The sequence below is a fragment of the Streptomyces caeni genome (genome assembly GCF_042678285.1).
In the GTDB taxonomy this organism is placed as follows: Bacteria; Actinomycetota; Actinomycetes; order Streptomycetales; family Streptomycetaceae; genus Streptomyces; species Streptomyces caeni.
Genome location: NZ_JBHUDX010000030.1, coordinates 16,782 through 42,582, shown reverse-complemented (window position 1 = coordinate 42,582; position 25,801 = coordinate 16,782). Strand labels below are relative to the sequence as shown.

Annotated in this window: 22 protein-coding genes and 2 pseudogenes; 7 read left to right on the top strand and 17 right to left on the bottom strand. The window is 72.1% G+C overall.

Annotation, left to right across the window (positions count from 1 at the left end; translation table 11 throughout):
* The first annotated feature begins 165 nt into the window (after positions 1 to 165).
* Together ACFSL4_RS12735 and ACFSL4_RS12730 are read left to right on the top strand one after the other, a co-directional pair.
* Positions 166 to 1,707 carry a PucR family transcriptional regulator gene (locus ACFSL4_RS12735; RefSeq protein ID WP_381081732.1) on the top strand — a complete coding sequence of 514 codons (1,542 nt, stop codon included), beginning with the start codon at positions 166 to 168 and terminating at the stop codon, positions 1,705 to 1,707.
* 238 nt (positions 1,708 to 1,945) lie between these two features.
* A complete protein-coding gene (locus tag ACFSL4_RS12730) occupies positions 1,946 to 2,107 on the top strand; it encodes a hypothetical protein (protein WP_381081730.1) in 162 nt (53 codons plus the stop codon).
* Between the two features lie 1,218 nt (positions 2,108 to 3,325).
* Here ACFSL4_RS12730 and ACFSL4_RS12725 read toward each other — a convergent pair.
* Entirely contained in the window at positions 3,326 to 4,237 is a 912-nt protein-coding gene (locus ACFSL4_RS12725) for an MBL fold metallo-hydrolase (RefSeq protein WP_381081728.1), read from the bottom strand.
* A gap of 141 nt (positions 4,238 to 4,378) precedes the next feature.
* On the opposite strand from ACFSL4_RS12725, the gene ACFSL4_RS12720 reads away from it, so the two are divergent.
* Positions 4,379 to 4,945 carry a TetR/AcrR family transcriptional regulator gene (locus ACFSL4_RS12720; protein ID WP_381081726.1) on the top strand — a complete coding sequence of 189 codons (567 nt, stop codon included), beginning with the start codon at positions 4,379 to 4,381 and terminating at the stop codon, positions 4,943 to 4,945.
* Positions 4,946 to 5,376: 431 nt separating this feature from the next.
* Here the strand turns inward: ACFSL4_RS12720 and ACFSL4_RS12715 are convergent, their stop codons facing one another.
* The 11 genes from ACFSL4_RS12715 to ACFSL4_RS12665 form a co-directional block, all read right to left on the bottom strand.
* Complete coding sequence (locus tag ACFSL4_RS12715; RefSeq protein WP_381081724.1) at positions 5,377 to 8,811, bottom strand: phosphocholine-specific phospholipase C; 3,435 nt, start codon at positions 8,809 to 8,811, stop codon at positions 5,377 to 5,379.
* Positions 8,812 to 9,154: 343 nt separating this feature from the next.
* Positions 9,155 to 9,943, bottom strand: coding sequence for an SAM-dependent methyltransferase (locus tag ACFSL4_RS12710; protein ID WP_381081722.1), 789 nt, complete (start codon positions 9,941 to 9,943; stop codon positions 9,155 to 9,157).
* Positions 9,944 to 10,055: 112 nt separating this feature from the next.
* The gene (locus tag ACFSL4_RS12705; RefSeq protein ID WP_381081720.1) at positions 10,056 to 10,508 is read right to left on the bottom strand and encodes a flavodoxin family protein; all 453 of its coding nucleotides are present in this window, start codon (positions 10,506 to 10,508) and stop codon (positions 10,056 to 10,058) included.
* Between the two features lie 135 nt (positions 10,509 to 10,643).
* The gene (locus ACFSL4_RS12700; protein ID WP_381081718.1) at positions 10,644 to 11,114 is read right to left on the bottom strand and encodes an SRPBCC family protein; all 471 of its coding nucleotides are present in this window, start codon (positions 11,112 to 11,114) and stop codon (positions 10,644 to 10,646) included.
* 40 nt (positions 11,115 to 11,154) lie between these two features.
* Positions 11,155 to 11,490 (bottom strand): DUF6191 domain-containing protein, encoded by a 336-nt coding sequence (locus tag ACFSL4_RS12695; protein ID WP_381081716.1) that lies wholly within the window; start codon positions 11,488 to 11,490, stop codon positions 11,155 to 11,157.
* A 135-nt stretch (positions 11,491 to 11,625) separates the two neighbouring features.
* The gene (locus ACFSL4_RS12690; protein WP_417820693.1) at positions 11,626 to 12,306 is read right to left on the bottom strand and encodes a transglycosylase SLT domain-containing protein; all 681 of its coding nucleotides are present in this window, start codon (positions 12,304 to 12,306) and stop codon (positions 11,626 to 11,628) included.
* 751 nt (positions 12,307 to 13,057) lie between these two features.
* A complete protein-coding gene (locus tag ACFSL4_RS12685) occupies positions 13,058 to 14,239 on the bottom strand; it encodes a S1 family peptidase (RefSeq protein WP_381081712.1) in 1,182 nt (393 codons plus the stop codon).
* A 219-nt stretch (positions 14,240 to 14,458) separates the two neighbouring features.
* A complete protein-coding gene (locus tag ACFSL4_RS12680) occupies positions 14,459 to 16,318 on the bottom strand; it encodes a GMC family oxidoreductase (protein WP_381081710.1) in 1,860 nt (619 codons plus the stop codon).
* Complete coding sequence (locus ACFSL4_RS12675) at positions 16,315 to 17,676, bottom strand: hypothetical protein (RefSeq protein WP_381081708.1); 1,362 nt, start codon at positions 17,674 to 17,676, stop codon at positions 16,315 to 16,317. The genes ACFSL4_RS12680 and ACFSL4_RS12675 overlap by 4 nt, the downstream gene beginning before the upstream one ends.
* Before the next feature lie 29 nt (positions 17,677 to 17,705).
* Complete coding sequence (locus ACFSL4_RS12670; RefSeq protein WP_381081706.1) at positions 17,706 to 18,422, bottom strand: FadR/GntR family transcriptional regulator; 717 nt, start codon at positions 18,420 to 18,422, stop codon at positions 17,706 to 17,708.
* A gap of 137 nt (positions 18,423 to 18,559) precedes the next feature.
* On the bottom strand, positions 18,560 to 19,279 hold the full coding sequence (locus ACFSL4_RS12665) for a TetR/AcrR family transcriptional regulator (protein WP_381081704.1): 720 nt from the start codon (positions 19,277 to 19,279) through the stop codon (positions 18,560 to 18,562).
* 187 nt (positions 19,280 to 19,466) lie between these two features.
* Here ACFSL4_RS12665 and ACFSL4_RS12660 point away from each other — a divergent pair, with 187 nt between their 5' ends.
* Entirely contained in the window at positions 19,467 to 20,684 is a 1,218-nt protein-coding gene (locus tag ACFSL4_RS12660) for a saccharopine dehydrogenase family protein (protein WP_381081702.1), read from the top strand.
* 32 nt (positions 20,685 to 20,716) lie between these two features.
* On the opposite strand, the gene ACFSL4_RS12655 is transcribed toward ACFSL4_RS12660, so the two are convergent.
* The 3 genes from ACFSL4_RS12655 to ACFSL4_RS12645 all read right to left on the bottom strand — a co-directional run bounded on the left by ACFSL4_RS12655 (position 20,717) and on the right by ACFSL4_RS12645 (position 22,403).
* Positions 20,717 to 20,911 carry a hypothetical protein gene (locus tag ACFSL4_RS12655; protein WP_381081700.1) on the bottom strand — a complete coding sequence of 65 codons (195 nt, stop codon included), beginning with the start codon at positions 20,909 to 20,911 and terminating at the stop codon, positions 20,717 to 20,719.
* A gap of 137 nt (positions 20,912 to 21,048) precedes the next feature.
* Entirely contained in the window at positions 21,049 to 21,645 is a 597-nt protein-coding gene (locus ACFSL4_RS12650) for a TetR/AcrR family transcriptional regulator (protein WP_381081698.1), read from the bottom strand.
* Positions 21,646 to 21,704: 59 nt separating this feature from the next.
* The gene (locus ACFSL4_RS12645) at positions 21,705 to 22,403 is read right to left on the bottom strand and encodes an NADPH-dependent F420 reductase (protein WP_381081696.1); all 699 of its coding nucleotides are present in this window, start codon (positions 22,401 to 22,403) and stop codon (positions 21,705 to 21,707) included.
* 207 nt (positions 22,404 to 22,610) lie between these two features.
* On the opposite strand from ACFSL4_RS12645, the gene ACFSL4_RS12640 reads away from it, so the two are divergent.
* The 3 genes and pseudogenes from ACFSL4_RS12640 to ACFSL4_RS12630 all read left to right on the top strand — a co-directional run bounded on the left by ACFSL4_RS12640 (position 22,611) and on the right by ACFSL4_RS12630 (position 24,940).
* Positions 22,611 to 23,501, top strand: a complete 891-nt coding sequence (locus tag ACFSL4_RS12640; RefSeq protein ID WP_381081694.1) for an aldo/keto reductase — start codon at positions 22,611 to 22,613, stop codon at positions 23,499 to 23,501.
* A 19-nt stretch (positions 23,502 to 23,520) separates the two neighbouring features.
* Positions 23,521 to 23,994 (top strand): TetR family transcriptional regulator C-terminal domain-containing protein, encoded by a 474-nt coding sequence (locus ACFSL4_RS12635; RefSeq protein ID WP_381081692.1) that lies wholly within the window; start codon positions 23,521 to 23,523, stop codon positions 23,992 to 23,994.
* A 69-nt stretch (positions 23,995 to 24,063) separates the two neighbouring features.
* Positions 24,064 to 24,940 (top strand): annotated as a pseudogene (locus ACFSL4_RS12630) (SDR family oxidoreductase).
* Between the two features lie 227 nt (positions 24,941 to 25,167).
* Here the strand turns inward: ACFSL4_RS12630 and ACFSL4_RS12625 are convergent.
* Both ACFSL4_RS12625 and ACFSL4_RS12620 read right to left on the bottom strand, forming a co-directional pair.
* A pseudogene (locus ACFSL4_RS12625) lies at positions 25,168 to 25,462 on the bottom strand (lipase); the annotation flags it as partial.
* Positions 25,463 to 25,583: 121 nt separating this feature from the next.
* Positions 25,584 to 25,801, bottom strand: a 218-nt coding sequence (locus tag ACFSL4_RS12620; RefSeq protein ID WP_381081690.1) for a TetR-like C-terminal domain-containing protein, incomplete at its 5' end; no start/stop codon positions are given.

Genomic DNA, 25,801 nt, shown 5'->3' with positions numbered 1-25,801 from the left:
GTGCGGGAGGTGGCCTGCGGTGGTGAGCAGTGTGATCGTGCGGGGCCGTCCGATCCACGAGGCGATCGCAAAGTCCGGGGATTGCTCTTTGAACGATCGCATAAGAGTATTTCGGCGAAGAAACAAGCCGGACGGAAGCCGGCGGCGGGCAGGAGCGAGCCGGGGGTGATCGTGAGGACGAGCGTCGCGGACCTCCTACGGCTGCCCCACCTGCGCCTGAGCCTCTTCGCCGGCGGTGAAGGACTCGGCCGCGCCGTGTCCTGGGCGCACGCCTCCGACCTGGACACGGCGCGGGACTGGATGGCCGGCGACGAACTGCTGATGCGCAACGGATTCACCCTGCCCTCCAACGGTGCCGACCAGGCCGGGCTGCTCCAGGGGATCGCGGACGCCGGGGCCAGCGGCCTGGTCATCGGCGAGGATCCGCGGACGCCCGTGCTGCGCAACGAACTGGCCGCGGCCGCGGAAGCCTGCCGTGTGCCCGTCCTGGTCGCCCCGTACTCGGTGAGCTTCGCGGCGATCTCCCGGGCCGTCGCCGACGCCAACTCGCGCGCGGACGCGGCACGGGTCGCCCAGGTGGAGCGCGTGTACGCCGCGGTGCGCGACGCGCTCGGCGGCACCCCCAGCGAATCACCCGTCGTCCGCGTGGCACGGGAACTGGGCTGCCGGTTGCACCTGCTGGACCCCCGCACCGGCCACCCTCTGGGCCCCTCCCGGCCCGAGCCCGCCCCCGGGCTGGTCCGGGCCGTGCTCGACGCCGTGCGGGAGAGGGACGGGCGGATACCGGGCGTGGTGCATCTGCCTCTCCCCGGCGGGGCCAGGGCGCTGATGGTGGAGATCCCGGCCGCGGAGCCCACCGTGCTGGTCGCGGTGGACCTGCCCGCACCGGCGTCGGACACCTCGCTGCTGCACCACCTGGCGACCGTCGCGGCCCTGGAGGTCGCGCGGCACAGCATGACGATGGAGCACCGGCGGCGCATCGGGGCCGAGTTGCTGGCCCACATGCTCGACGCGCGGACCGACGAGGCGACCGCAAAACGGGAGCTGGCGGACTTCGGACTCGAACCGTCCGACTGCGTGCTCGTGGCCGTACGGCGCGGCGACTGGGCCGGGCAGCGTGATCTGCACCTCACCCTGGAGCGGCACCGGATCCCCTGGCTCCTGCTCAGCCGGGCCCCGCTGCTGTACGCGCTGCTGCCGGACGAGGACAACGCCCTGTCCGCCGTTCGCGGCAAGCTCGGGAACGCCGCGGTCTTCGGCATCAGCGACCCCCTCGGCACCGCCCGGCGGACGCCGGCCGCGCAGCGCGAGGCCGTGTGGGCCCTGTCCGTGGCGGCGTCCCGGCCCGACCGGAGCGCCCGCTACGGCGACGACCACGGGTACACCGTGCTGCGCGGCGTCGACGAGGCGCGCCGGCAGGTGGAACGGACCCTGGGCCCGCTGCTGGCGTACGACGAGCGGCACGGCACGGAACTGGTGGCCTCCTTGGAGGCGTTCCTGCGCTGCCGCCGGTCGTGGCAGCGCACGGCGGCGGCACTGCGCGTGCACAAGCAGACCGTGATGTACCGGATGCAGCGGGTCGAGCAGATCACGGGCCGCGCCCTGGCCGAGACGGCGGACCTGGCGGAACTGTGGCTCGCGCTGCAGGCGAGGGAACTGCTGGACGGCCCCTCCCGGCAGTGGCCCGCCGCGGACGAACCGGACTGACCGGCCCCGCCCGCCCAGCCGACCCGGGTCGCCTCATCCCGGGAGCCAACTCGCTCAGCGCCGAAAACATGTGACGGCCCGTCATGAGGCAGGGGGGGCATATCGTACGTCATCATGCCGGGTGGAGGTGCGAACCCGGGGAGAGTGATCGCGGATGCCCGCGCACCCCGTACACTCGTCCACCGCCTCCGGTACCACCGGGAAACAGGACACAGCCGTAGGGGAAAGGCACTTCGACGTGAGCTTCGCACCCAGGACCGACGCGCCCATCTACGACACCCTGGTGGGCGAGCGGGGAGACGTCCCCGCGGAGACCCGCAGGGTCGCTGAGCAGACCCAGCGAGAGGTGGCCCGGGCACTGGACTTCCGCTCGGTGCACACGCCTCTGGGACAACGGTAGGCGCCGTGCGGCGGCCGGTGCCGGCGGCGCCCTCGCGCCCTCCTCCTCGCTCCACCGGCGCACCCCGGGGGCCGAAGGCCGCACGTCGGCCTTCGGCCCCCGGCGCGATGCAACGGCCGCGCCCGGTCACGGCGGCGGAGGGCGGCCCGGAGACGATCCCCGACAACCGTCCGCGCCGGCGGCCGGGCCACTCGGAGGAGAACCCCGAAGCCGTGGGCAGGCCCACCGATCCGGCGGCCGCCGAGAAGGCCACCGTCACCCGACCGGCTCCGGCCGGCTGCCGGCCCGCGGTGAGCACGTCGCGTCCGTCCCCGGCACCCGAAGTCCGAAGCGCGTCGAGGAGAACGCCGGCGCCGCCGACACCGCCCGGCAGCGCATGGCACCGGGTGACCGCCCGGGGCTCCGGACGAAGCCCCTTACGGACGAAGCCCCTTAGCCGCGGCCGGAGAAGTGGTGGTGATGATGACGCCGGTGCCACATCCGGTACCAGCCGTGGTGCCGGTCCCAAGCACCAGCGCGGTCCCGTTCCCGGTCACGGTCACGGTCACGGTCGCAGTCCGGAACCTGCGCACGGACGCGGTCCCGGCCGCGGTCCCGGTCCCGGTCCCGGCCACGGTCGCAATCCTGGGCACGGGCGCGGTCGCTCCCGACGGCTTCCGGACGATGGCTGCCGGAGTGGCTTGCCCTGGTGGCGCGGCCATGACCGGCTCCGTCGGCGAGGGCCGGCACGGCAGCCGCTCCGACGAGGGCGCCCGAGGCCACACACGTGGCGATCAGGCGGACCGCGGTACGAGAAACAGACATGAAGCTGTCCCCTCACGTTCGTGCGCGCCTGCCCCGGGTGGGGCCGACGCACGATCCGAATTCCCGGCCGGGCGCCGAGGACCGACACTCCGGCCCGACTGGACGGTACGAGATCGCCACCGGGATTCGCGTCACAAAACGCTGATATGTCCCCAACTGCCCCTTATGGGAACCATCCGAGCGGCGTGAGACCGGCGGCTCATGACCCGCCCGGAAGGCCCCCCGCCACGCCTCCCCCGATCGGCACGGCGGCTTCCGTGACGGCACGGGGCCTGCCGTACCGGGGCCCCGAGGCGACAGACCGCCGACACCGTGGCCCGCGCGCACCGCACCCGTAACACCTCTCTGACGCCCGCCACCCCGCCCGGCCTGCGCGACGCCCTCCCGGCACGGCCCTGGGCCGGCTCGTGACGCTCACGGCGCCGGACGCGCGGCGGGGACCGGCGACAGCCGGTAGGCGTCTCCGTGGGTGATCACGCGGCCGCCGGTGGGGGGCGGGAAGTGGGTGCCCAGCACAAGCGTGTCCGTGTCGGCGAGGGAGCCGAGCAACGAGCGACGCGTGGCCTCGGACCGCTCGGGGTCGATGTCCACGCAGCTGCCGATGGAGGGGTGCGCGAACTGGACGGGGTGGTGGATGCAGTCTCCGGTGATGAGCGCCCTTTCGCCGCCGCTGCTGATCTGCAGGGCCACATGGCCAGGGGTGTGGCCGGGCGTGGGGAGCAGGCGCACCCCGGGGGCGACCGGCGTGCCGCCGGCCGGGACATCGGCGAGGTCGAGCAGCCCCGCCTCCTCGACCGGGATCACGGAGTCGCGGAACATCTGCCGGCGTGGCTCGTCCATGGCGTGGCCCGCCCAGAACTCCCGCTCGGTGCGGGAGGTGAGGTAACGGGCGTTGGGGAAGGTGGGGACCCATGTGCCGTTGACCTCACGCGTGTTCCAGCCGACGTGGTCGGTGTGCAGATGGGTGAGGATCACGAGGTCGACCGAGTCCGGGGGGAATCCGGCGGCGGTGAGGCGGTCGAGGTAGTCGGTCCGCAGGCGGTGCCAGGCGGGGTTCGCCCGCGTCTTGCCGTTGCCGATGCCGGTGTCGACGAGGACACGCAGTCCACCGGCCGAGAGGGCGAAGCTGTGGCTGTCGATACGCAGGGAACCCCGGGCGTCGGCGAAGTCGGGGCGGAGCCATTCCTGCCCGTCGACCACGTCCGCGGTGGCGTCGGGAAGCAGCCACGCTCCGGTCTGCGGGGGCAGGGCGACTTCGTCGATGCGGTGGACCGTGATGTCCCCGACGGTCCAGGACGGGGTCAGGGCGGCCGGTGATGTCCTCATGCTCTGTCGCTTCCCTTGATCTGTGTCTGCCGGAGCATCAGCACTAAACGCAACTGGTTTGCTTTTGAGTACCATAGACACCATGGTCCGACTAACGCAAACATTCAGCTTTTACGAGGGGTCCTGCTCTGAGGTGAGGCCATGAGCCGCAGACAGATGGCGCGCCCCGGCGGACGCAGCGCCCGCGTCCAGGCGTCGGTCCACACCGCCGTGCGCGAACTGGAGGCGGAGGTGGGCCGGGACGCCCTGACGGTACCGCTCGTCGCCCAGCGCGCGGGGGTCACCCCGTCGACGATCTACCGGCGCTGGGGCGACCTGCGGGAGCTGCTGTCCGACGTCGCGGTCGAGCGGCTGCGCCCCGACGCGGCTCCCCAGGACCGCGGTTCCCTCTCGGCCGACCTGATGGCATGGGCCGAGCAGTTCGTCGACGAGATGGCGTCTCCCCCGGGCCGCGCCTACATCCGTGACGCCCTGCTCGGCGACCCGGACGGCAGCAACGCCGGCCAGTGCTCGGATTACGCGGCCGAGCAGATCGACGTCCTCCTCGCCCGGGCGGCGGCCCGCGGGGAGAACGCGCCCGACGTCGAGACGGTGATCGACCGCGTCGTCGCCCCGGTGATGTACCGCGTTCTCTTCCGGCCGGCCGGGCTCGACGCCGCGTACGCCCGCCGGCTCGTGGCAGAGGTCCTCGGCGCTGTGGGCCGGTGATGCTCCCCCGACGACCGCGACCGCCGCGTAAGGGCGGCCGGGGACACGGCGGTCCTCGTCCGGCGGGGCGCCGGGAACCCGTCACTGCCCGGCAGGGGCATCGCCGGCACCCTTCCGTATGACGACGAACCCCGCGTCGGCCGGTCGCACCCTGGCGTCCCTTCCTGCGGTCCGCGAGCACCTGAGTACACCGGATCCGGTCACGTCGACGCACGGGAGGCGGCCCCGGCGGGCACGATGGGGCGCGCAACGGGTCCGAACGGCTCAACGCGCCCGGGCCCCGCTCGGTTCCACGACGCCGATCGGTCCGGCCGAAGGACGCGGGTCCCCGCCGGTGGACACGGCGGGCCGCTGGGGGCGGGAGCCGCCGTCGTGCCCCGCCCCCGGCGGGCCCGCGCGGGGCCGGTCTGCTCCCCGCGCGGGCACGTGGCTCACGCGTCGTTGATCGGGCCGGTGCCGAGGCGAACGTTGTCGATCGCCCAGAACCAGTTGTTCCCCGCGTTGTGGAGCCGGAAGTTCACCTTGACCGAGGTGGCTTTGGACGGGACCGCGAAGGAAAGGTCGACCAGGTGGTTCTGCTGGTCCTGGCCGCCGTTGGTGTTTCCTGAGGTCGCACTGGAGTAGTGCAGCACGCGGGTCGCCTGGCCGGAGTCGAACTCGACCGTGACCTCGGCCTCCTGCGGGCTCTCCTGACGGTAGTGGGAGTCGAAGCCCAGGTGGAGGGTCGAGGTGCCCGGCGGGATGGCGACCGTGGGAGTGGTCAGCGTCGAGTCGAACCGTCCGCGGCTCGCCGGGTTGCCGGTGTCGTCCCAGTCATCGGGGTCGGCCACCGCGACGATCCCGAGGCTCCGGCCGAAGCCCGGCCGGTCCTGCCCTGCCGGGAACCAGAACTGCTTGGAGAGGAAGGACCAGCCCTGCAGTTCCCTGGTGCCCTGCGGCATCGTCGACGCGTTGGTGACCGTCCAGCCCTCGGGCGCGGTCCGAGTCCAGCCCGCCAGGCCGGGACGGCTGAGGTCGACGGCCGGCGCCAGGGACGGGGCGACGGACTCGAAGTCCTCGGCGAGCAGATAACCGGTCATGACGGGGCCCACCTCGGCGGTCAGGGACGCCGTCTGCTCCTTGGTCCGCCCGCCCAGGCTCGCGGTGACGGTGGCCTTGACCGTGGCGGACGTACGGGCGGCCGACCCGGGCGCGACGACATCCCACGTGAGCGCGGCGGACGAGCGGGCCGGCACCGTGGCCGGCGCAGGGGCCGACGGGGTGGCGGTCCAGCCGTCCGGCAGGGTGAGCGTGCCCGCCAGGCCGGTGAGCGGGGCGCTGCCGGCGTTGGTGACGGTCGCGGTCACGGTGAGCGGTTTGCCCGGGGAGAGCACCGTGCCGTCGGTCTTCGGCGAGGCCGACGGACCGGTCAGGGCCATGCTCATCGCGGCGGCGACCTTGGTCCGCACGCGCGCGTCGGCGATCTTCAGCAGACCGTCGCCGTCGGCGTGCGCAGCCACGATCAGGCTCCCGACGGTGGCGTCGGCGGCCGGTGTGACCGTGAAGCGGACATCGGCGGATTTCCCGGCGGCCAGTGACCGCGGCGCGGACCCGGACCGCTCGACCGTCCAGCCGGAGGGGGTGAGCAGGGTGGCCGTGAGGCGAGCCAGCTCGGTCGCGCTCCGGTTCGTCAGGGTGACGACGACCTCGGCCGGGCTGCCCTGGGCGAGCGGGGTGTCCAGGGGCGGCAGCGGCTCGGGCAGGGTGATCGAAGCGGCCAGTGCCGGGAGCACGCCGGTGGCCGGGTCGGTGACACCCCGCTTGCCGTCGGCCAGGCGGCCGGTCATACGGCGCAGAAAGCCCGGGTCGCGCTTGTCGACCACGACGATGTCGTACCAGCCGTGGCGGGAGAGGCGGACCGGCACGATCCGCTTCTGTCCGGGCGCAAGGGTGACGGTCCGTACGTGGTCGCCGGCGTCGCGCGGGTAGACCGACTCGCCGACGAGGAGCGTCCGGGTCGTCGAGGAGGGATTGACGCAGTGGACCATGACCTGGCCCGGTCCGGCCTGCTCGACCAGGTACGCCTCGGCGCCCTCGCCGGCGCCGCGCAGTTCCCACGTCGACCAGCCGGGGCCGCGCACCTGGAGGTCGTAGCCGTCGGACCCGGGGGCGACCGTGTCCACGGTGCTTCCGCCCGCGGCGACCGTCCAGGTCCGCGGCTCGCCGCCGTCGCCGGGGTACGCGGTGACCGTGGCGGCCGCGGTGCCGGTGTTGCCGAGCCGCAGCCGGACCCGGCCGTCGGTGACGTCGGCACGCAGCGACAGGCGGTACGGCAAGGGACGGGTGGGGCGGGTGCCCGCCTCCTGCACCGGGAGCGCCTGCTCCTTCGGCGGAACGGGGTTCCATCGGCCGACCGGCGCCGGTACCGGGCCGGGCTGCTCCACCTCGGGCTGCAGGTGGGTGCGGTGGAAGTCGAAGACGGAGGTGAGGTCGCCGAAGACGCTGCGGCGCCAGTCGCTGATGTTGGGCTCCCGGACCCCGGTCAACTGCTCCAGGAAGCGGATCACGGAGGTGTGGTCGAACGCCTCGGAGGAGACGAAGCCGCCCACCGTCCACGGCGAGACGACCGTCATCGGCACGCGCGGGCCGGGGCCGACCGGGCGGCCGTTGAACCAGTCGTCGCCGTTGCCGGAGTCGGGCTTGGGCGCGACCGGGGCGGGCACGTGGTCGAAGTAGCCGTCGTTCTCGTCGAAGTTGATGAACAGCACCGTCTTCGACCAGGTCTCGGGGTCGCTCGCGAGGGCGTCGAGCAGATCGTAGACGAGGTTGGCGCTGCCGACCGGGGTGGAGGAACCGGGGTGCTCGGAGAGCGCCGCCGTGGGTACCACCCAACTCACCCTGGGCAGGGTGCCGTTCTTGATGTCCGCCGTCAGCCGGGAGATCAGGGTGTCCGGCTCGGAGCGGTAGGCGCCGCGCAGGAAGAGCCGGCGCTCGGCCTCGGTCAGAAGGTCCACGCCCTGCTGGAACTGGGCGAGGGCCTCCTGCCGCTGCGCGGAGGTCTTGCCCCAGAGGCTGTCGTAGAACTGCTCGGTGGTGGAGTACTGTCCGCTGACCTTGGAAAGGATCTTCCGGCCGATCTGCTTCCACGGCCGGAAGTACTCGACCGCGTTGTCGGTGAAGTTGTCCCACTCCTGGTAGATCTGCCACGGGACCCCGGCCGCCTCCAGTCGCTCGGGGTAGGTGGTCCAGTCGTATCCGGCGTGGGTGTAGGAGTAGGCGGCATTGGTGACGGCTCTGTTCACGCCGTCCGGCTCGAAGCCCGTTGTGCCGGTCCACAGGTAGTTGCGGTTGGGGTTGGTGGAGCCGTACACGGAGCAGAAGTAGGAGTCACAGATGGTGAAGCGGTCGGCCAGTTCGTACTGCAGGGGTATGTCCCGCCGGTCGTAGAAGGCCATGGTGCTCTGCCCCTTGGCGGCGATCCAGTCGTCCCACCAGCCCTTCGCCCATGCCTGGGTGCCGTCCGGGAAGCCGTGCGGGAGCGAGCCCAGGTACTGGATGTCGCTCTCCGGGCGGCCGGCGTCGACCGCCGCCCGGCGTGCCGAGAAGGGAAGGACGTCGCCGCCTGCCCTCGGCTGCTTGAAGACGTCGGCGCCGCCGGGCAGGCGCAGGGGGGTGCGGTCACCGAAGCCGCGCACGCCCTTGAGGGTGCCGAAGTAGTTGTCGAAGGAACGATTCTCTTGCATCAGCACGATGACGTGCTCGATCGCGTTCATGCCGCCGCGCGGCATCGGCGCGGCCATGGCTCTGAGGAGCGAGGGGGGCAGGAGGGACAGCGCGGTGCCACCGGCGAGAGCACCGAGGATCCCGCGGCGGGAGATGTCGGACATGGTGCGGAGGCTATGGCCCCGGCACAGCGGTCAAGAACCCTCTGCGACAGAGCTTCGCTCACTGTTCATACGGAGGCATCCGGCGTTCGCACTGGTCACACGGCCGGGTTGGGCAGACGGCGGGCAGGACGACGGCAACGCGGCCGAGCAGGCGCGGCACCCCGCGCGCCCATGGGGGCGCCGGGGCCGCCGTGAGATCGTCGAACGCCGCGCCGCCTGCGCCCGCAGGCCCGGCCAGGCCGTCGACGCCTCACCGGCCCTGCGGCTCCCGGCTCCGGTCCCGCTCGACGTCGTCTCTTCCCCCCTGCCCGCACGTCGATTCAGACGGATTCGCGGAGGGCGATCAGGGGACGCGGGCGACGGCGGTGTAGATGCCGCTCCCTTCGGACGGTGGCGCGGGAGGGCTCTTGAACCACTCCGTCGCCGTCACCAGCCCGGGATCGACGAGTTCCAGGCCGTCGAAGAAGCGCGCGACTCCCGGGCGGGTGCGGAAGCCGAGCCGGATGCCGCCCTTGGCGTACTCGGCGGTGACCTGCTCCGCGAGTTCCGGGTAGAGGTCGGACGCGGCGTGCGACAGGACGAGGTGACTGCCCGACGGCAGCGCGGCGAGGAGGGAGCGCACGATCCCGTAGGCATCCTCGTCGTCAGGGATGAAGTGCATGAGCGCGATCAGCGACAGTGCGATGGGACGTTCGAAGTCGAGCATTCGCCGGGCATGCTCGATGATCTCTCCCGGCCGGCGCGCGTCGGCCTGGATGTAGTCGGTGGCCCCCTCGGGGTGGCTGACCAGCAACGCCTCCGCGTGCCGCAGCACGATCGGATCGTTGTCCGTGTACACAACCTTCGCGGTCGGCAGGATGCCCTGGACGACCTGGTGGAGGTTGGGTTCGGTGGGGATGCCGGTACCGATGTCGAGGAACTGGTCGATGCCCTGCGTGGCGAGCCAGGCGGCTGCCCGGTGCATGAACTCACGGTTCTGACGAGCGGCGTCATGCGCCTCGGGGGGCAGCTTCTCGCCCACGGCCTCGTCGATGGGGTAGTTGTCCTTGCCGCCCAGCAGCCAGTCGTACACCCGCGCGGGATGCGCCTTGCTGGTGTCGATGTGCAGAGGGTCGGGTGTGTCGGTCGTCATGACGGACTCCCGTCGCGCGAGTGGTCAAACGGTACGGTCGATCACCGCAGTCTCGCACACCATGTCCCTTGCCGAGACACGGAATTGACGGGCCCCGCCACCGGGGCCGCGCTCAGCCCGTCAGTCCGGCGGCCACCGTCGCGCCCAGCTCCCAGCACGCCTCGGTGTCGGCCTTCCCCGGCTCACCGGTCGCGGTGACCGCCTCGGCCACGCGGCGCCAGCCGAGCCCGGTCGTGATCGACTCGATACCCCGCACCGCCCCCGTCACACCACTGCCGCCGTGCACCCAGAAGCCGAAGGGCCGGCCGCGCGTCTCGTCAAGGCAGGGGTAGTAGATCTGGTCGAAGAAGTGCTTGAGGGCTCCGGACATGTAGCCGAGATTCGCTGGAGTGCCGAGCAGATACCCGTCGGCGGACAGCACGTCGGACGCCGTGGCGGACAGTGCCGCCCGCCGTACGATCCGTACTCCCTCGATCTCCGGCGTCCCCGCGCCGGAGAGCACGGCTTCGAACAGCGCCTGGCAGTTGGGCGACGGGGTGTGATGCACGATCAGCAAGGTGGCCATGGCCCGAAACCCTGCCGGGAAGCCCGGTGCGGCCGCAACCGGCGGCGCGGCCGGGGGCCGTCACCCTGTGGCCCCCGTTGCTCGTCCCGGCGGTCGAGCAGGACGCCGCGCGCTCGCCGGAGGGCACTCGACCGGTCACTCGGAACGCCGGTCCGCCTCGACGAGCCGGGCGAGGTTCGCCAGCGCCATGCGCGTGCCCGTCTCGTTGTCGGCGGCGGGCACGGCGTCGGGAACGCCTTCGTGCACCACGAGCACATCGGTGCCGCCGTCCGCGTCGCTCAGCGTGGTGGTCATCGTCATCATGCCTCGAAGCGCGGGGTCCGCGGTCTCGAACTCGAGCGCCTCGACCACCCGTTCGTCCGGCACGAGCGTCACGAAGTGGCCGTGGTACGTGTCGGTGCGGGAGGCCGTCTTTCCGGTGCCGGCCGGCGCGTCGTAGGTGAGCGAGACGCGGAACCTGCCGCCCTCGCGTGCATCGAAGTCGTGCACGTGACATGTCATGCCCGCCGGCACCCGCCATGCCGCGATCGCGTCCGCGTCCACCAGAGCCCGGTAGACGGCTGCACGTGAGGCGTTCACGTGCCGGGAGACCTGGGTCGAGTACATGGGGGCACCGTAGCCTCCCGGTTCCCCGCGCGGCTCACGTTCACCGCTCTTGCCGGCTCGGGTCATGGCCTGGGAGACGGACGACCGCGGTCCCTCCCTCCAGGTCCACCGTCGTCCGGTTCGGCGGCGCCCCGTCTTCCTCGTCGTCCCGCATCACCAGGGCCGACTGCCGCTCCTTGAGTTCGTTCTGCTTCCCCGGCGAAAAGCTCGCGTGGAGCTGCTCGAACCCGGTGGCCGATATCTGGCCCTGCCGGACACTGTTCCGCCAGGGGAGCAGTCCGGCCCGCCCGGCACGGAGGAGCAACTGATCGGTGAAGGCCACGGCGGTCAGCAGGACGACCAGGCCGGGCAGGGTCATGAAGACGGCGAATCCCATGCCCCCATTATCCGGACCGGTGGACGTCGCCCGCCGCCGCGGTGGCGGCCCCGGCTCTTCTCCGGGGACCGCCACCGCGGTGGGCTGTCCGCCCGCCATCGGGCGGGCCGGCCGAACGGCAGGCCGACCGGCCGGTCAGTAGGGGCCGTTGACGTTGTCGATCGAGCCGTAGCGGTGGTACGCGTAGTTGCAGGCGGCGGTGATGTTGGCGACCGGGTCGTAGATGTCCCACGAGGTGCCCGGCACGTGGTACGTGTCGAACGTCGGCTGGATCACCTGCAGCAGGCCCTTGGAGGGGTGTCCGGCGGCGGCGTTGGAGTCCCAGAGGTTGATGGCCTTCGGGTTGCCCGAGGACTCCCGCATTATGTTGCGGTAGATGCCGTTGTAGCTGCCCGGGATGCCGTTCTTCGCCATGACCGCCAGCGACTGCTTGATCCAGCCGTCCAGGTTGTTGGCGTAGGTCTGGGTCTGGGTCTGGGTCTGGGCTTCGCCGGCGGAGGAGGACCCGCCGGGCAGGGTCAGGACCTGACCGGGCCGGATGATGTACGGGCTGGAGATCTTGTTGGCCGCGGCGATGGCCTGCCAGCCGCCCGGTACCTTCCGGGAGCGGGCGATCCCGAACAGGGTGTCGCCGGACTTGACGGTATAGGTGGCCGTACCCGTGGCCTGCGCCGCGGTTCTCGCGACGGCCGGGGTGCCACTGGCCGCCTGGGCCGTCCCGGGCATGGCCGTACAGGCCAGGGCGAACGCGCCGGCGACGACGGCACCCCCCACGGAGAACCGGCGTGCCCGGGCCGAGTGGTTGAAGGCGGGAATACGCATGGTGCGGACCTCGTTCCAAAATTGCATGTCCGCAGTTGCCGGTTCCCCTTCGACAATCGACCCCGCGTTTCATTTAGCGGCGCGCTGCGGCGGGGACATTGTTAGCCGCGAGGAAATTACTCGACAATTACCCTTTTTACTAAGCTCGTTAGTGGAGCCGGACCGCCGTACACAACCGGACTCCCAGAAATGGGCGAGTTAAGGCGGCAAAAAGCACTAAGCGGCCTCGTAAGTGAGTTACATCACGCCCCTGCCATTGATCTATACATCCGCCACGAGATGACAATGGCACTTTATAACAGACCTTAAGCAGTGATAGACCACTAAATTCCCTAATTAACCAAACAGCCATTTAGCCTCATCTTCGGATCTAATGGAGTAAATCAGACACGACCTCGACGGCTCCCGGAAGGGAAGAGGCCGCGGTGATGCATCCCCGGCACCGGCAGTGCCGCCGTCCGGCCGGTCCGTGAGAGTGAAGTGGCCGCCGCGTCCGATGAATTCACGCTCACCCTCGGACGCCTGTTTAAGGCCGCACCGCCCAAGGGTGCGCCCGTTCTCGCGAGTTCGCCCGGCAGAGCGATTACCGACGACAAGGCACAATGCAACTCCCCCACCGCCCGCCCGTTGCCGGGTGACGAATTCATCGCGGTCTCCGGCACGGTCGGCCGAGCCGGCCCATGAAGACGGCGACGGTGCCGCGGGCCTCATGCCAGGACCCGCGGCACCGTGTGAGGACGGACGCTCAGGCCGTGTGGAGGGTGAGTCCGTAGCGGTTGAGGATCTCATTGACCGGCTGGTACCAGGTCTCGCCGCCGGAACTGCAGTTGCCCCAGCCTCCGGAGGTGACCCCCTGGGCCTGGTCGCCGCTGATGAACGAGCCGCCGGAGTCGCCGGGTTCCGCGCAGACGTTCGTCCTGGTCATCTCGCGCACCGCGCCCTGGCTGTAGTTGACGGTCTCGTTCTTGGCGAGAACCGTGCCGCAGTGCCAGTGGGACGTCGAACCGGAGCGGCAGATCGAGGCGCCGATGGGGGCTTCGGCCGAACCGCGCACCAACCGGTCGGAAACGGTGCCCCAGCCGAGCACCACGGGAACCGTCCACCAGCCGCTGCCGACGTCGACCCACGCGTAGTCGTTGCCCGGGAAGGACGAGCCCTGGAAGGCACCGATGTAGGACCCGTCCCAGCCGTTGACGCCCATACCCGGCTGCCCGCAGTGGCCGGCCGTGACGAAGCCGCCGTAGACGGAGAAGCCGATGGAACAGCGCACGTTGCCGGTGTAGTACGGATCTCCGCCCACCGTTCCGGCGGCCAGGGTGCGGGGACCCTGGCGCGTCTCCCGCACGGTCACCGGGCCGGCTCTGCGGGCGCGGGCCACGAAGGCGGTGACATCGTTGTCGCTCTTGTGCGCGGACACCACGGTGATGACGACCGCACCCGCCTTGGGGTCGACGTGCCATCCGCCGACGCCGGCCGGGGCCTTCAGCGCGTCGATCTTCTTCATCGTGGCGTCGAGTTGCCGCTCGCTGTGGGCGGTGGGTACGACCCGGGCACCCGTCGCCTCGACGGCCGCCGTGCGGGATGCGTCGGCGAGGGCGACCACGAGTCTGCCGCTCTTCGCCTCGAACCACGAACCGCCGTAGGCGGCACCGGCGGCCCGGCGCGCCCGGCGCTCGACCCTGCGGGCCGCCGTCTCGGCCGCGAGTCTCGTGACGGCCTGCCCCTTCGTCAGGTGCAGGTCCCGTTGCAGGGCGGCGATCAGGGCCGGGGATGCCGCGGCGTCGGGCGTCGCGGCGGTCACGGCGGTGGCGCCAGCCGTGGCGGTGTCGGGTGCGGAGGTGGCGGCCGAGGCCTGGGGCAGGCCGGCGACCGCACCCAGGAGCAGGGCAGCGGACAGGCCGGCGCACAGCACCGTCATGCGTCTCATGTGGGGGTTTGCCTTTCGTCGTTCCGGTCACGGCGGATGGAGCGGAAGGGCGTGATGAGAGCGCTCTCAGTCGGGTACGGGGTCGAGGGTAGCCACCTCTGGGCAATCAGGTCCATGCCAGGTGCGTCTTTGGTACGTGCCAACTCCACGGTTTGGTAAGGACGTTGCCAGCGGTGAGGTGTGAAGGGTGCGCCGGGACCCCGATGGGGCCCCGGCGGTTCACAGCACTTTCGTCACAAAGCGCTGGGAGATCGCGAGGGCGGCCGCCATGATGCTCAGCTGCGGATTCACCTCGGGACAGCTGGGCAGCACCGAGCCGTCGGCGATCAGCACGCCCTGCACACCACGCAGGTGCCCGTCCGGGTCCGCCGGTGCCCTTTCCGGATCTCCGCCCGCGGCCGCCGTGCCCGTGGGATGGAAGGCGGACACATGGAGGCGGCTCGCGGTCATCGGCTCGAGCAGGGCTTCCAGTTCGGCCGGAGTGCGGGCGCGCGGGGCCTGGGGGACGCCGGTCAGCACCTCCTCGGCTCCCGCGGCGAACAGCAGGCGGCCCATGGCCCGCTGGGCGTCCAGCAGACGACGGGCGTCGCGCTGCGCCAGGTCGTAGCGGAGCACGGTGCGCTCCCGGCCCATGACGCGTCCCGAGGGCAGGTCCGCGATCATGGCGCCGAGTGTCGCCAGCCGGTCGGTCTCCTCCAGTTCGCGGCGCAGTTCACGGCCGACGCCCGGCAGGACGAACGAACTCATGCCCGGGGGCGCCGCGGTGGCCTCGATCAGGATGCCGTCGGCGCGCAGATGCTCCACCCCTACGCTCTGCAGGACGCCTTTCCAGCCGGTGACGGGCCGGTCGAAGCGGCCCGCGACGCTGATGGCCGGGTGCACGCTGAGGTTGCGGCCGAGCCGCGGGTGTCCCCCGAGGCCGGAGCGGCGCAGCAGCGGCGGGCTCTCAAGGGCTCCGGCGGCGACCACGACCAGCGGGCTGAGGATCTCCAGTTCGCTGCCGTCGGGGCGGCGGACCAGCACCCCGGCGGCCCGGGGACCGCCCGGCCGGTCGGGGTCGGTGAGGATGCGCCGCACCCGGGCACCGGTCACGATGCGCGCGCCGACCGCGCAGGCCTGCGGAAGGACGGACAGCTGCACGCTCTGCTTGGCGCCGGTGGGGCAGCCGACGATGCACTGGCAGGAGCCCTTGCAGCCCGAGGCGTTGCGCAGCAGGGGTGCCGCGGCCCAGCCCAGTTCCTCCGCTCCGGCCAGGGTGAGCAGCCCGTTGTTGCCCAGGACGTCCAACGGCTGCCGCCCCACATTCAGGGTGAGTTCGACCTCCTCGAGATGGGCGTCTAAGCCGTCGGCGGCCGCGAACCCGTAGCGGTCCCGCCAGCGGGTGAGGACGTGGTCGGGGGTGCGGTAGCAAGTCCCGGAGTTGACGACGGTGGTGCCGCCGACCGCACGGCCCACGGGCAGGACGAGCGGCGGGTTGCCGACAGCGATCGTCGCGCCCGCGTCCCGGTAGAGGTCGGTGAAGCGGTCCAGCGGGGTCCGCCGGCCGAACGACGCGGTGGTGTGGTGCTCCCCCTCCTCCAGGACGACGACGCGCATACCCACGCGTGCGAGCGTCCTGGCGGCCATGGCGCCCCCGGCCCCCGATCCGACGACGACGGCATCGGCGGTGGAACGCGTGGGCCAGTCCCCGGAAGGCGTGCAGTCGAGCGGCGGATCGTCGGGGGCCGGCGGCGCGGAGCCGGGGTCCCGGTGCAGTGTCCGTTCGGTGGCGGCCGCCAGCAGCAGGGGCACCTTGACCGCGTCCAGGAGGGGCAGCAGGGCGCGGCGGGAGCGGAGCGAGGTCACGACGTTCTCGCGTTCCGCCGGGGTGAGGGCGGACAGCCGCTTGCCGGTGCGGGCCACGGCGTAGGCGTCCATCATCGTGGCCGCGCCGCGCACCGCCGTCCGAGCCGGGGCCGGCATGGCGTCGAGTACCGTTTCCAGCCGTCGCGGCACGGCCCGGGCCCAGTCGGCGGTGCCGTCGTCCGCGAGCAGCGCGGCGGTGAATCCCGCCAGGGCGGCGGTGGTCCGGGTGCTCATCGGTCACCGACTTCCGCGTGGGCGGTGCCCGACAGCCGCCATGCGGCCTCCTGCCGCCAAGTGCCCCACCAGCGTTCCAGCCGGATCTCCGCGTCGGCCGCCTCGCTGTTGCGGCAGACCGCGGGAGAACCGTCGGGGTCGGTGTAGTCGAGAGTCAGCGTCCTGTCCTGCGGCTGGGTCACGGTCACCCGGATGCGGCGCAGTCCGGCACGGCCCCGCACCCGCCACTCGGGCAGGCCGATGTCCGCGCGGAACCGGCCGATTCCGGCCCAGCCCACGGCGGGGCGTTCCGCACGGCGGGGCCAGGTGCGGCCGTTTCGGCGCAGGCGCAGGAAGACGAGGGGCGGCAGCCGGTCGAGTCCGCGGCGCATGGACACGGCGGCGACGATCTCCAGGATGTCGCCGCCGCCCAGGTCGGCGTGGAGCCAGGACCAACGGCGGGCGTTGCCGTGGCCGTAGATGCGGGCGCTCGCGCCGGGGGCGCCGTCGAGCAGCAGTTCACCGGCGCCGTACCGGACGGTCCCGCTGTAGCGGGCCCGGGCGGCGGGCAGCATGTGGGAGGCCGGCAGCACGGGACGTCGCCAGGACCAGCGGGGGAAGGTGTGCAGGGGCCGGCCCTCGGGCTTCTCGGTGAGCTTCCAGGTGAACGGCCCCGCGGAGCCCTCCAGCCGGCCGGGCACCGCGGAGCCGGCCTCGGTGGTGAACCCTTCCGGATGCCCCTTCCATGGGAGGGGGCCGAACCGTGCGTGCTCGACGGGGCCGTCCTTGGGGAAGACGGCCGCCCAGCCGTGGGCGTAGGCGTCGGAGCCGTCGGTGGGCGCGACGATTTCGTGGTGCAGCCAGACCCCACTGCCGGTCGCCGGATCGGTCAGGGTCGTGTACCAGACCTCGGTCCGTCCCGGTTTGCCGTCCCAGCGCGGCGCCAGGTGCTCGTCCGCTGCGGGCGGGGCCGCACGGGGGAACCGGAAGCTGGCGAGGAACGGCAGCAGGCCGGTGGCGAGGGGGAAGCGCAGCGTGCCGTCACCGACGTGCTCACCGTTCTCGCACAGGACGTACGGCAGTACCGTCATCGATGTGAGCGGGCGCTTGGGCGACACCGACTTCCAGCCGTCCAGTGTGAGGCTCCGGCCCTCCATGGCGAAGGTGATCCGGTAGCGGATCCGGCGGCGGGCGAGGGGCGAGATCTCCAACTCGCCCACGGCGTCGGGGTCGTCGGCCCGCCCCGCTATCCGTACCCGTCCGGTCAGCCGCGCCTGCGTGGTGCGATGGGGCAGCATCACACCCTCGGCCTCGGCCCGGAGGTCGAGCCGCAGCGGGCGGTCGCGGTCCTCGTCGGCCAGGCGCACACTGCCCAGCATCGTTTCCCTGAACGCCGTTCCTCGCGGGGTCACCGGGCACCGTCCCGGCGTCCCTCGGGGCGTGCCAGCCCTTCGAGCATGATGCGTTCCGTCGTCGACAGGTAGTCGCCCGCGGCGGCACGCGCCGCTTCCGCGTCGCGGGCGGCCACGGCCTCGACGACCGGCTCCAGCCGGTCGTGAGCGGTCCTGGGATCCTGGAAGGGCCCGACCAGTGCCGCGCGCACCGGCAGGTACGCGTTGAACAGGGTGTTGGTCAGCAGGACGTACACCCGGTTGCCCGTTGCGCGGGCCAGTGCCCGGTGCACCTCGGCGTCCGCCAGTTGCACGGGGTCGCCGCCGTCCGCGTTCCCGACGGCCGCCAGCAGGGAACGCAGTTCGGCGACCTGGGCCGCCGTGGCACGGGCCGCGGCGCGTTCCGCGATCAGCGCACCGATGCTGCGGCGCACTTCGAAGATCTCACCGATCCAGTCGGGGCTGTGGCGCACGAGCATCGGCAGGAGATCGGCCCCGCCCAGACGCAGGAAATCGCGCACACGGGTACCGACTCCGTGCCGCGTCTCCAGCAGCCCTGCGTGCACCAGCCGGCCGAAGGCGTGCTTCAGTGTGGTGCGGGTGACTCCGAACCCGTTGGCGAGTTCGCGTTCGGGAGGCAGATAGCTCCCGGCCGGATGGCGCCCGGTGAGGATGTCCTCACGCAGCCGTTCCTCCAGGACGTCGACGATCGTCTCGCGTGGCAGTGCTTCCACCCGGGCCCCCAACGGATCAGTGGTTCAGTGGCTGAGCCACTGAACCACTGAAGCGATGTGGCGTCAATGAGCAGGGCTCGGTCCGTGCGGAGCCGTGGTGCCGGGCACGGCGGCCGACCCGTGCCCGCGGCGCGGCCTCAGGCCCCGCCCGGGCCGCGCAACCGCTCCAGGAGGACGGCCGCACTCTCCAGCAGCATGTCGAGCGCTGCCGGATAGGCGCTGGTCACCATGCGGGTGGCCAGGAGCGGCGCCGCCTCGGCGATGCGCGGGTGGGTCGAGGCGGGCAGGCGGGCGTACGTCGAGCGCCACATGTCCTCGTCGGCGAGCAGCGCGGCACGGGGCAGCGCCAGGGAGGCGGCGTCGAGGGCGGCGAAGGCGAGCGTCTGGTCGATGAAGGCGTGGTAGATCCGTACGGTGTCGGGCAGCGGGAACCCGGCCCCGCGCAGTACCTCCAGCACCGTCTCGTCCGCCGCCAGTTCGTTCGCCCGGCCGGTGACGCGGCCTGCGGTCAGCTGGGCCGCCTGGGGATGAGCCACGTAGGCGGCATGGATGCGCAGGCCGATGGCGCGCAGGTCGGCCTGCCACCGCCCCGTCGGCTCCCAGCCGCGCAGGGCCTGCCCGACGAGGGCGTCACCGATGGCCAGGGTGAGGTCGTCCATGCCGCGGAAGTAGCGGTAGAGGGTGCTCGGATCGCAGTCGAGCGCCATGCCCAGGCGCCGTGCGGTGAGTCCGGTGCTGCCGTGTTCCCGCAGCATCCGCAGCGCGGCCTGGACGATCAGGGTCTCGGACAGCACGGTGCCACCCTTGGTGGGGCGGCGCCGTCGCCGCTTCTCCTCGGGTACCACCTGTTTCGGCACGACGATCTCCTCGCCCTCGCCCGGACCGTCCAGTCCGGCTGGGCCCGGTCCGGTCCGGCCCTCACCCTTACGCCAACGCCATTGACCTTACACAAGCAGCGGGCGTTGTATCTGCGACCGAGGGCGCGCCTCGTTTTCCCAGGGCCGAAACGGCCTAGAGACACAGAGAACGACAGGAGTTCTTGCCATGCGCGTACTGCTCGTGGGAGCCGGCGGTGTGGGCACCGCGATCACCCGGATCGCCGCCCGGCGTGCCTTCTTCGACACGATGGTGGTGGCCGACTACGACCCGGCCCGGGCCGAGGCCGCGGTCACGGCCCTCGGCGACGACGGCCGTTTCGTCGCGGACACCGTGGACGCGGGCGACGAGGCGGCGGTGGCCGCCCTGCTGGCACGGCACCGTTGCGACGTGCTGCTCAACGCGACGGACCCGAGGTTCGTCATGCCGCTGTTCCGGGCGGCGCGCACGGCCGGCGCCACCTACCTCGACATGGCGATGTCGCTGTCCCGGCCGCACCCGCACCGCCCGTACGAGGAGTGCGGGGTCAAGCTGGGCGACGAGCAGTTCACGCAAGCGGCCGACTGGGAGAAGTCGGGCACGCTGGCGCTCGTCGGCATGGGCGTGGAGCCGGGGCTGTCGGACGTGTTCGCCCGGTACGCGGCCGACGAACTCTTCGACGACATCGAGGAGATCGGCATCCGCGACGGCGCCGACCTGACCGTGGACGGCTATGACTTCGCACCGTCCTTCAGCATCTGGACCACCATCGAAGAGTGTCTGAACCCGCCCGTCGTCTACGAGGCCGGGCGCGGCTGGTTCACCACGGCGCCGTTCAGCGAGCCCGAGGTGTTCGACTTCCCCGAGGGCATCGGCGAGGTCGAGTGCGTGAACGTGGAGCACGAGGAGGTGCTGCTGGTCCCACGATGGATCGACGCCCGCCGTGTCACCTTCAAGTACGGGCTCGGCCGGGAGTTCGTCGAGACGCTGAAGACACTCCATCTTCTGGGCCTGGACCGGACCGACCCGGTGACCGTACGCAGCGCCGGTGGCCCGGTCGCCGTCTCGCCCCGGGACGTCGTCGCGGCCTGCCTGCCGGATCCCGCGACCCTGGGCGAGCGCATGCGCGGCAAGACGTGTGCGGGCACCTGGGTGCGCGGCAGCAAGGGCGGGGCGCCGCGCGAGGTGTACCTGTACCACGTGGTCGACAACCAGTGGTCCATGGCGGAGTACGGCTGCCAGGCGGTCGTGTGGCAGACCGCCGTCAACCCCGTCGTCGCGCTGGAACTCCTCGCCGCGGGCACCTGGTCCGGCTCCGGCGTCCTCGGCCCGGAGGCATTCCCGGCCCGGCCGTTCCTGGACCTCCTGACGGCGTACGGCTCACCGTGGGGCATGCGCGAGCAGTGACCTCATCCGAGCACCGGGGGCGGGCCGCCTCCTCAGGCGGATTCCGCCGGGAGGAGGCGCGTCACCATGGCGCCGACCGGTGCGTCGAGCCGGTGCGGCGCGAGGAGTTCGGGGACGGTCAGGTCGTCGGCGATCAGCCCCGGCATGGCCGGGCAGGGCAGGACCGCCCCGGTACGGCCGCCGGGCAGGCCGCACCCGAGGTGGAAGTCGATGTCGGCGTCGAGCACGGTTCGCCGCGCGGGTGACGGGCGTCCAGCCGTAGGGCGGACGCCCGCCCCGGTCATGCGATGCCGGCCCCCGCCCCCGGTCTCCTCGCGCCCAGGGCGTGAACGAGGACTTTCCCACCGCCCCGGAGGCGGCCTGGTCAGGGAGCGGGTGTGCGCAGCCCCGCGAGGGCCAGGTCCACGGCGTGGCCGGCCCACCCGGGGGCGCCGCCGCGGCCGGCCATGTAGTCGGCGTAGAACGGGCCCAGCAGCGCCGACACGGCAGCCTCCGGGTCGAAGTCCTGCCGGATCTCCCCTCGGCCCCGGGCCTGTTCGAGCACCTCGCCCAGCAGGGCCCGGCGTGGCAGCACGGTCCGCTCGCGCAGCAGGGCGAGCAGTTCCGGAGTGTGGGCCTCCTCCGCCAGACAGGTTCCGATGAGGGCCATGCCGCGCACACGTTCCACCGTGGACGCGAAGTCCTCCAGGATCGCCACCAGGTCCGCGCGCGTATCGCCGCTCGGGGCCGGGGCGTCGGCCATGCGCATGGCTTCCAGCGCGGCGGTGACCAGGTCTGCCTTCGTCTTCCAGCGCAGATGGATGGTGGACTTGCTGACCTGTGCCGCCGCGGCCACCTGACTCAGGCTCATACGGGTGTAGCCGTGGGACGCGAGCAGTTCCAGCGTCGCACGGAGGATCGCCGCGTCCTTCTCCGCGGACCGCGGCCGTCCTGCACCCCTCCCCTTGTTCCTCTGCTGCATTGTTGCAGGATAAGACCTTTCCCGAACCGGCCGGTTCGGTCCGGGCGAGAGGCCGCAGGTCAGGCGGCGGTGCGGGCTCCCTGGATGTGGAAGTTGAAGTCGGCGTGGCCCAGCGCGCCCCACAGGCGCAGCCAGAGCGGCAGCAGCATCTCGGTGCCGCGCGCCGTGCTGATGCCGCCGAGGTCGATCACGCTCTGCTGGGGCCAGCCGAAGTCGACGAGGCACTCGATGACCAGCTTCTTGGCGTCGGCATCGTCGCCGGAGACGAAGACGTGGTGCTCACCGGGCACCCTGGACGGCTCCACCATGACCCGGGAGTTCATGGTGTTGAGCGCTTTGACGACCTTCACGTCGGGGAAGGCGCGCTGGATCTGCTCGCCGAGGCTGTCGGTGCCGACCGGGTCCAGCGAGGGCGGCATGCCCTGGGAGAAGTCCAGCGGATTGGCGATGTCCAGCAGGACCTTGCCCGCCAGGTTGTCGCGGCCCGCGGCCTGAAGGGCCTGCAGCGAGGCGGCTCCGGCCGTGGTGTTGACCACCGACTCACCGAAGGCCGCGGCGTCCGCGAAGTCCAGCAGGCGCACCTGGAGGTGCTCGGCGAGCCACGGTCCGATCGGTGGGTTGCCGTAGGAGTCGGGGTCGGTGCGGGCCAGGGTGGCCTCCGGGTCGCGGGTGCCGATGGCGACCTCATGGCCCAGGCTGACCAGCTTGCCGGCGACGGTCCGGCCGACTATGCCCGTGCCGAGGACTGCGTAGCGCATGTGAGGGGTCCTTTCGGGGGTGCTGGTGACGACGCATGCGGGTCTGTCGCCACCTGCCGAAAAAGTAAACCGAGTGGTTCGGTATTTCAAGTCACCGCGAGCCGTGTCGTCGCTGGCGGACCGCGGCGGGTCACCGTCTCCCGCGCCGCCGCTGACGGGAGTTCGATAAACTGAACCAGTCGTTCAGTTCAGTCAGGAGGCTGGCACATGTCCACGCCACCGACCGCCGCCGCAAGCGGCGTCTTCGCCCTCGGGGGCGATCTCACGGTGAACCGGCTCGGCTTCGGTTCCATGCAGCTGACCGGCAAGGGGGTCTGGAGAGATCCGAAGGACCCGGACGAGGCCGTACGGGTGCTGCGGCGCGCCGTCGAGCTGGGGGTGAACCTCATCGACACGGCCGACAGCTACGGCCCCTTCGTGGCCGAGCAGCTCATCAGGAAGGCACTGCACCCCTACCAGGAGGACCTGGTCATCGCGACCAAGGCCGGGCTCACCCGGCAGGGTCCGGACATCTGGACGCCCCTCGGCCGTCCCGCGTACCTGCGCCAGCAGGCCGAGTTGAGCCTGCGACATCTCGGTGTGGAGCGCATCGACCTCTTCCAGTTGCACCGCATCGACCCGGCCGTGCCGCTGGCCGACCAGGTCGGCGAGCTGAAGAAGCTGCAGGACGAGGGCAAGATCCGCCACATCGGCCTGTCCGAGGTCACCGTCGCCGAGCTCAAGGCCGCGCAGGAGACCGCGCCGATCGTGTCGGTGCAGAACCTCTACAACCTCGCCGACCGCTCCGCCGAGGACCTGCTCGACCACGCGACGGAGCACGGCATCGGTTTCATCCCGTGGTACCCGCTGGCCACCGGCGCCCTCGCCCGGCCGGGCGGCCCGCTCGCCGACATCGCCGAGAAGACGGGCGCGACCGCCTCGCAGCTGGCCCTGGCCTGGCTGTTGAAGCGTTCCCCTGCCATGCTGCCGATCCCGGGCACCTCCTCCGTCGCCCACCTGGAGGACAACATCGCCGCGGCGGCCGTCGAGCTGACCGACGCCGACTTCGCCGCCCTCGCCGCCGCGGCCGGGACGACATCCGCCGGGACCACGAACTGACACGGCCGGAGGAACGGTCATGAGCGTGTGGTTCACCACCGGCACCCGGCGGGGCCCGGGCACCGGGACCGCCGGCAGGGCGCTCGCCGCGGGCCACCGTGCCGTCGCGGCCGCTCGCGGTCCGCGGCCCGTCCCCAAGCGGTTCTCCCTGGCGGGACACCGGCTGCCGGCCACCGCGACGTCACCGCGACGGGGCACGATGATGCCACCCCTGTCATCTGAGGAGACCTCCGGCCCGGGGACGGGCGTGGGCGGCATCCTGCCCCGCCCGACCGGGCCGCGCAGCGACCGCGTGCACGCCACGGTGACCCGCGGCGAAGCAGACCCGTCGGTCGCCGTCGAGGACGTCATCGACCTCCTCTTCGGTCCGCTCGTCTTCCGCCGTCTCACCGTCCACTACGCGCTCACAGACAAGGCCGCGGTCTCTCTCGCCCGCACCGCGCTGAGGGGACTCCTGCGTCGCAGGTCCGGCGCGGCCTCACAGGACCGCTGACACTGCGTGTACCCGACTCGCGGGCTCACCGAAGCCACGACGACGCCAGGAACGACCGGTTTGACGGATATGCCCTTCGGGTACTCCACCTGCCTCGTCCGAAAGCAGGCGCACGACCGGAGGTCCCCTGTGTCCACCCCTGCCTCCTCCGCACCCAGGGTGGCCGTGGTCACCGGCTCCGGCTCCGGCTCCGGGATCGGCCGCGCCACCGCCGGACGCCTCGCCGAGGCGGGGACGGACATCGGCATCACCTGACACAGCGACCACAAGGGCGCCGAGAGGACCGCCGAGGAGGCACGCGGCAAGGGGCGCCGGGCCGCCGTGGCCCGGTTGGACCTCACCCTGCTGCCCGCCGCCACGGACACGTTCGACGGGCCCTGCGAGGAACTCGGCCGCCACGACGTCCTGGTCAACAACGCCGGTACGCACACGGTCACGCCCTTCCTCGACCTGGAGCTGCACGACGTCCGCCAGGTCCTCGACGTCGACCCGGTCGGCCCGTTCCTGTGCGGCCGGCGGGCGGCACGGCGGATGGTCCGGCAGGGCGACGGCGGCCGGATCGTCAACGTGACCTCCGTGCACGAACACCAGCCCCGCGCGGGCGCCGCCCCGTTCTGCGCGGCCAAGGGCGGCCTCGGCCTGCTCACCCAGGTCATGGCGCTGGAACTGGCCGAGTACGGCATCACCGTCAACGCCGTGGCACCCGGCCAGATCGCCACGCCGATGACCGACCGGGAGGACACGGACGTACACGGCGAGCACCGGCCCGGCGTCCCCCCTCAGGCGCCCTGGCGACGCCCGCGAGGTCGCCGCCGTGATCGCCTTCCTGGCCGGCCCCGACGCCTCGTACGTCACCGGCGCGTCCTGGAGCGCGGACGGCGGCATGCTGCGGATGGGTCCGATGGCGGGCTCACATCTGACCGGTGATGACTGGCGGCGCCCCTGAGCCGGGGCCGCGCAGGGCGCCGTCCGGACGGCGAGCGGGCCCAGCGCGAGGACACCGGCCGCCCCGCGCGGCGGAGCCCGGGTTCAGGCGCCGCGGTGCGCGAAGGGGCCCCCGGCGGTGAAGGCCAGTTCGGCGAAGCGTTCGCCGATGCGGCGGTGGGCGGCGGCGTCCGGGTGCAGCCGGTCGGGCAGCGGCAGTCGCGCGGCGTCGGCCCCGCCCTACAGGGCACGGCCGTCGACGAGCAGGTCGTACACGCCGTCGGGGCGGAGCGGGGCGCCCTCGTAGACCCGCTTGGTGGGCAGCGTGTCCAGTTCGACGGCGGTGGCCCGGGTGCGGAAGACCAGCCGTACGCCCGAGAGCTGGGCCTTCGCCATGGCGAGTTGCGCGTCGGCGCACTGGGCGCGCGCCCGGGCGGGCAGCCGGTGCGGCAGCACCCCGCGCGGTGCGCTCCAGGTCGAGGGCGCCCCGCAGGAGGTCCGCGGTGACGGGCGTGGTGATCCAGTCGCGCTCGGTGGGGCGCATGGCGTCAACTCAGTGACCGAAAGGTGTGGACTGTTCGGATGTTCGGATGCGCGGAGCGTCTTGCGGGTGCGCGGAACGTCGTGCGGGTGCGGCGGGTGGGCGCCGATCGGTGCGAGCCCGGTCAGGGCGCGGGCCAGTTCCGCAGCAGGGCGTCGAGGGCGTCCAGGATCCGCGACCACGTCTGGTGTGTGTCGGGGGCGCTGTGACTGAACCCTCCGCCCATCTCCAGGCTGACGTAGCCGTGGAAGACGCTGCCCAGCAGCCGGACCGCATGCGTCTGGTCCGGCTCCGTCAGGTCGTAGCCGCGCAGGACCGCCCGCGTCATCTGTGCGTGGCGGG